This window comes from Ferroglobus sp. (assembly GCF_015521575.1).
Lineage (GTDB): Archaea > Halobacteriota > Archaeoglobi > Archaeoglobales > Archaeoglobaceae > Ferroglobus.
Genome location: NZ_WANY01000214.1, coordinates 1 through 5,586 on the forward strand (window position 1 = coordinate 1; position 5,586 = coordinate 5,586).

The window sequence follows — 5,586 nt, forward strand, 5'->3', positions numbered from 1 at the left end:
AAGGGGAGTTTAGACGTGAAGGTGGCGTGGGTTGGAGATGGCAACAATGTCTGCAACTCGCTGCTTTTAGCTTCGTCAATTCTTGGTTTTGAATTGAAACTAGCGATTCCTGAGGGTTTCGATCCGCCGAATGAAATTTTGAAGAAAGCCAGAGAACTTGGAGGGAGGTTCGAAATAGTTAGAGACCCCAAAGAGGCTGTTAGAGAAGCGGATGTGATATATACTGATGTATGGGCGTCGATGGGGCAGGAGGAGGAGAGGGAAAGAAGGCTAAAAGTTTTTAGACCCTACCAGGTTAACATGGAACTGGTTAACGAAGCTAAGGAAGATGTGGTAGTCATGCACTGTTTACCAGCACACAGGGGGGAGGAAATTACCGACGATGTTATCGATAGCGAGTATTCCGTTGTTTTCGATCAGGCTGAGAATAGGTTGCACGCTCAAAAAGCTCTGCTTCTCAAGCTCATAGGTGGTAGTGATGTGGGATAAGGTTGCGGAGAGAATTGAGGAGTTTATAAAGAAGAAGGTTGAGGAAGCGAAAGCGAACGGAGTCGTTGTGGGAATAAGCGGAGGAGTTGACAGCGCAACCGTGGCTTTTCTCTCGACGAGAGCTCTCGGAAAGGATAGAGTTCTCGGAGTTATAATGCCCGAGAAGGGAGTTACTCCGGAAGAGGATATTGAGGATGCCGTTGAAGTTTGTAGAATACTCGGAATTGATCACGAAGTCGTTTTCATAAACGAAATAGTCGAAAGCTTCATTTCGAAGCTTGGAAGCAATGGGGTTGCGTTAGCTAACATAAAGCCGAGAGTTAGGATGACGATCCTTTACTTCTTCGCTAACAAGCGAAATTTGCTTGTCGCTGGAACTGGAAACAAGAGCGAACTTAGAGTGGGATACTTCACGAAGTACGGTGACGGAGGTGTAGATTTCCTGCCAATCGGCGATCTCTATAAAACCGAGGTCTGGGAGCTTGCGAAATACTTAGGTGTGCCTGAGAGGATAATAAAGAAAAAGCCCTCCGCAAGGCTTTGGAGAGGGCAGACGGACGAGGATGAAATAGGTTTAAGCTACAAAAAGCTCGACAGCATTTTGAAATCTATTGAAAGTGGTGTGCCCGTGGAAAAAATACCTGAAGTTGCTGGTGTGACGAAAGAAGAAGTTGAGAGGGTTTTGAGGTTGATAGAATCGAGCAGACACAAGAGGGAAATGCCTCCCATCGCACCGGTTAGAGCTTTAATCGACTCTTAGTGTTTTTTCGAGTTTTTCAGCGTATTTGTCTGGGTTGTTTAGAAAGTCAAGTTTTTTTAGATCATCCACGAGGGAGTACATCTCCTCGTCCTTCGACAGCCCGAGAATCTCTTCGAAGTCACACTTTGCAATTTCAAGCTCTGGAATTTGCTCGTATTTTTCATTTTTCAACCATCCATCAGTGGTATAATAATAGCAAGCACCCCTTCTTTCCGTGTATGGCTCATATATCGATTTGAAGTTTCTGCTGACCCAGTTAGCCATTTTTAACGGCTTATCTTCCGGGTTTATCGTCACGTGTCCGTAGTCTGGAGGAATAATTACCTTATCTCCTTTTTCAGCAAAAACAGCGACAACTCTACTCACTTCTATATCCCTCTGGAGTAGGTATATCGCTTTTCCCTCAAGAACTTCGTAAACCTCTGGGTAGCTGACCGAATTCGCCTTCGGATGGTAATGTCCGTATGTTTTTATGAGCTCTTTTCCGATCTTGGCCGGAGGAATGTAGGTGATGTCGTATCTCACTCCATGTTCAGCGATCTTTTCTTTATCTCCTTTCTCCTTGTAAACGTCTCTGAACATGTAGTACGCTGGGAAGTTTTTCCCTATTTCTTCGGGATACGCAAGTACGGGCTTTAAATCTTCAACCCACCTTATCTCCGCTTCGAAAACCAGGTCGCCCATTCTTATTTTCATGTTTTTATCTCGTTTTCGATAGTGGAGTTAAGTTTTTCTATTGGTTATTACCAAATAAATTTTTGTTATCATTTAATAACAATAATCAATAATTTTTTGATAACAGTTTTGATTACAAATTAACAAAAAGCGAAAGCTTAAATTATTAATCTGGCGAGTTCCAGTTAATGGCTATAACTCCGATGGAAATTTACAAGCTGCTTCCCAAAACGAACTGCAAGAAGTGCGGAGAGCCTACTTGCATGAGTTTTGCCTTCAAAGTCATAAACAGAGAAAAGCAAATAGAAGATTGTAAACCACTTTTCGAAGAGGATAAGTACGCTAAGCAGAGGGAACAACTTTTAAAACTCCTTGAACCTCTAAAAGAGGCTACTGAGACCGGGTTAATAGTTGACGAGAGCAAGTGCACTGGCTGTGCCAATTGCATAGTTGTTTGCCCGGTTCATGCTGCGGAAGACCCTTACGGAGCGGGGAGTGGGCTGGGCATTAAGATGGAGAATCCGATTCTTAGAGTAGAAGACGGCAAGGTGAAGGTAATTAACTTAACGATTTGCAGAAGGTACGGAAAGAACAGAGTTCTTTGCGTGGCTTGCAGAGAAAATTGCCCGACAGATGCGATAAGTTTCTTGGAGGGATAAACATGGTAACTTGTACCGGCTGTGCTTTACTTTGCGAGGATGTTGAAATCAAAGATGGAAAGGTACTCCACGCATGTAGAAAAGGATCTACTCTTCTCACTCATCACAACGAAGCCAGAGCGAAACCTAAAGTGGACGGAAAGGAAGTAAGCTTTGAGGAGGCTATGAAAGAAGCGAAGAAAATTGTAAGCGAAGCGGAAAATCTTGCCATTTACGGACTCGACACGACAACCCTTGAAGCTCAAAAGCTTGCCGTAGAAATTGCTGAAAAAAAGGAGGCTTACATAGACGACAACTCAACCTTCTGTCTTGGGGATTTTGTAGAATTAATTTTGAGAGGTAAACTTCCAACAACAACCCTCGATGAAGTGAGAGATTACGCCTACGTGATTTTTTACTGGGGAACAGACCCTTTCCACAGCCTTTCAAGACACATGTCTAAGTTCACGTACTATCCGAGGGGCAAGAAGAGGCAGCGTGGGTATGAAGAGGACAGATTTCTTGTTGTAGCAGATATAAGAAAGACCCACACAGCGAAATTGGCTAAGAAAAATGCGAAGTTTATCAAGGTTAACGACGATCTTGAGCTCGTGCAAGCTTTTATAGATGCAGCCGAAGGTAAAGCGCCGAAGGTTTATCAAAAGGACGTTCCAAGAATCGTTAAAGAGATGGAAAAATCGGACTTCAACGTTATAATCGGCGGACTTGGATTGAGATACGGGCTGAAAGGAAATTACGAAAAATTCATCGAAATGATGGAGAAGCTGAATGAGAGAACGAAAGTCTACTTCATTCCAGCTGGATGCCACCCAAACATGCGCGGCTTTAACGAAACTCTCTTCGAAAAAGTTAGGGAAGTTAACAAGTACAGCTTCAGAGAGAAGAGATCTTCGAAAGATTTTGCATTCTACGAGTTACTCGAAAAGGAAAAGATAGATGCGGCGGTAGTTATTGGCACCGACCCAGTAGCTTCTCTGCCTTTCGAATACTCGAAAAAACTTGCTAAGATCAAAACGATCGTCATCGATCCGAGGGAGAACTTCACAGGAAAAATTGCGAGCGTGGTTATTCCCTCAGCTATTTCCGGAATAGAGACGGGAGGAAAGATGAAGAGGATTGACGGGGTGGAAGTTGAGCTTGAACCGCTGGAGCAGAGGGAAATCAACGATGTCACGATTTTGAACGAGTTTCTGGAGGTGGTCTGATGCCGCTCCAGTTTGCCAAATACCTCAAAAAGTTTGAAGTTGAAGTTGTTGTCGCGAGAATTAGCTTTCAGAGCGAAGGGGTTGACAGGGGAAAGTTCAGCGAAGATTACGTGGAGAGTTCCGCTGTAATTTATGTCGATGAAGAATTTGCGAAGAAAAACGGACTTAAAGAGGGGAGCATCGTTAAAATAACTGCAAACGGAAGATCGGTAAAACTCAAACTCCTTTACACCGATGCAGCTCCGGAAAATGGTGCTGTTATTCCCAACAGCATATATGCTTCCTACCTTACGGATTTTGAAAATTTCAAAAAGTTTAAAGCCACAGTGGAGTTAGCAGACGGAGAGGTTACAAAACCCGATGAAATAATAACAATAATAAAAGAAAGGGGATAGAATTATGACCTATAAGTTAAAGTTCGTTAACCGGGAATTTCGAATAAAAGGGAAAAACGTATATAGTTTTAAAACAAAAGTTAATTGTGGGATGGAGGTGTTTGTATGGCGTTTGAGTTGAGAGAGGGTATTTTTGCGATAGACGAAATGAGGAACGTAAGCATAAAAATAGGTAAGGTAATCGAGGAAGCTGAGGAATGGGCAGAAGAGATGGGCCCAACTCCGAAACCGGGAATCATCGAGTTGAGAAAGTGGGACATGAAGTTGCTTGAGAGATACGAACCTTTCTACGCTCCCGTCCAAGACTTCTGCAACCTCTGTACGATGGGTCCCTGCGATCTGTCCCAGAACAAGAAAGGAGCTTGCGGAATTGATTTAAAGACTGCTAAGGCGAGACTCGTTACTATTGCTTGTTGTATCGGAGCTGCCTCCCACGGAGGACATGCGAGACACTTACTTGATCATTTAATTGAAGAGCTTGGGGAAGATTATCCGATTGACCTCGGAGGAAATGTAAATGTAGAAGCTCCAATAATAAGAACCGTCGTTGGAATAAGACCAAGAACTCTTGGGGATTTGAGGGAAGCGATGGAGTGGGCTGAGAGAGAGTTGATGAGAGTTTTGCATGCAACGCACATAGGAAACGAAGAGAGTTACCTTGACTACGAGAGTAAAGCGATGCACATAAGCATGGTTGACCATGTGGTGATGGAAATAGCAGATATAGCTCAGATTGTAGCTTACAACATGCCGAAAGCTGAACCAAACGTTCCGTTGACGGATACGGGGTTTGGTATAGTTGACAAGAACAAGCCTGTGATCGTGGTTGTGGGTCACAACGTTCTGTATTCCAAACCGATTCTCGATTACCTTGAGGAGATGGGTAGACTTGATGATTTCGAAATCGCTGGACTTTGCTGTACAGCCCACGACATGACGAGAGTTAGTGGGGGAAGAGCTAAAATCTTCGGTCCGATAAGCTACCAGTTGAGAGTCATAAGGTCCGGAATTCCTGATGTAATGATAAGTGACGAACAGTGCATAAGAGCGGACTTGCTGCAGGCTTGCAAGGCTATGGGCATTCCGTTAATAGCAACGAGCGACGCAGCAGCGAGAGGTTTGCCAGATGCAAGCGACTGGCCAGTCGAAAAGATCGTCAACGCTCTTGTCAGCGGAGAGTTGCCGGGTGTTTTCCTGCCAGTGCCGGAGAAGGTTGGACAGGTTGCTCCGCTTGTTGCTGAGGCAATCTTTAAGAAGCACGGAGGAAATAGGAAGTACAGGTTCTTTGCAAATGACGAGGAGTTGTGGAATGAGATAAACAAGTGTACGCAGTGCATGAGCTGCGTTTTTACTTGCCCGCACAATCTGAGGATTGACCAAGGAATGGCTCACGCCCAAAAGAC

At 44.2% G+C, this 5,586-nt stretch carries 5 protein-coding genes and 2 pseudogenes; 6 read left to right on the top strand and 1 reads right to left on the bottom strand.

The window, feature by feature from the left end:
• A pseudogene (locus F7C14_RS08565) lies at positions 1-489 on the top strand (ornithine carbamoyltransferase); the annotation flags it as partial.
• Positions 479-1,249 (top strand): NAD+ synthase, encoded by a 771-nt coding sequence (locus F7C14_RS08570; protein WP_290901862.1) that lies wholly within the window; start codon positions 479-481, stop codon positions 1,247-1,249. The pseudogene F7C14_RS08565 and the gene F7C14_RS08570, both read left to right, overlap by 11 nt.
• Here F7C14_RS08570 and F7C14_RS08575 read toward each other — a convergent pair.
• Positions 1,235-1,945: a glucose-6-phosphate isomerase family protein gene (locus F7C14_RS08575; RefSeq protein WP_290901854.1), complete on the bottom strand. Its 711-nt coding sequence runs from the start codon at positions 1,943-1,945 to the stop codon at positions 1,235-1,237. The genes F7C14_RS08570 and F7C14_RS08575 overlap by 15 nt on opposite strands.
• Positions 1,946-2,112: 167 nt before the next feature.
• On the opposite strand from F7C14_RS08575, the gene F7C14_RS08580 reads away from it, so the two are divergent.
• From F7C14_RS08580 to F7C14_RS08595, 4 genes and pseudogenes are all read left to right on the top strand, one after another.
• Entirely contained in the window at positions 2,113-2,583 is a 471-nt protein-coding gene (locus tag F7C14_RS08580) for a (Fe-S)-binding protein (protein ID WP_290901856.1), read from the top strand.
• 2 nt (positions 2,584-2,585) lie between these two features.
• Positions 2,586-3,788: a formylmethanofuran dehydrogenase subunit B gene (locus F7C14_RS08585; protein WP_290901858.1), complete on the top strand. Its 1,203-nt coding sequence runs from the start codon at positions 2,586-2,588 to the stop codon at positions 3,786-3,788.
• Positions 3,788-4,183 carry a hypothetical protein gene (locus F7C14_RS08590; RefSeq protein ID WP_290901860.1) on the top strand — a complete coding sequence of 132 codons (396 nt, stop codon included), beginning with the start codon at positions 3,788-3,790 and terminating at the stop codon, positions 4,181-4,183. The genes F7C14_RS08585 and F7C14_RS08590 overlap by 1 nt, the downstream gene beginning before the upstream one ends.
• A 105-nt stretch (positions 4,184-4,288) precedes the next feature.
• Positions 4,289-5,586: pseudogene (locus tag F7C14_RS08595) on the top strand (acetyl-CoA decarbonylase/synthase complex subunit alpha); the annotation flags it as partial.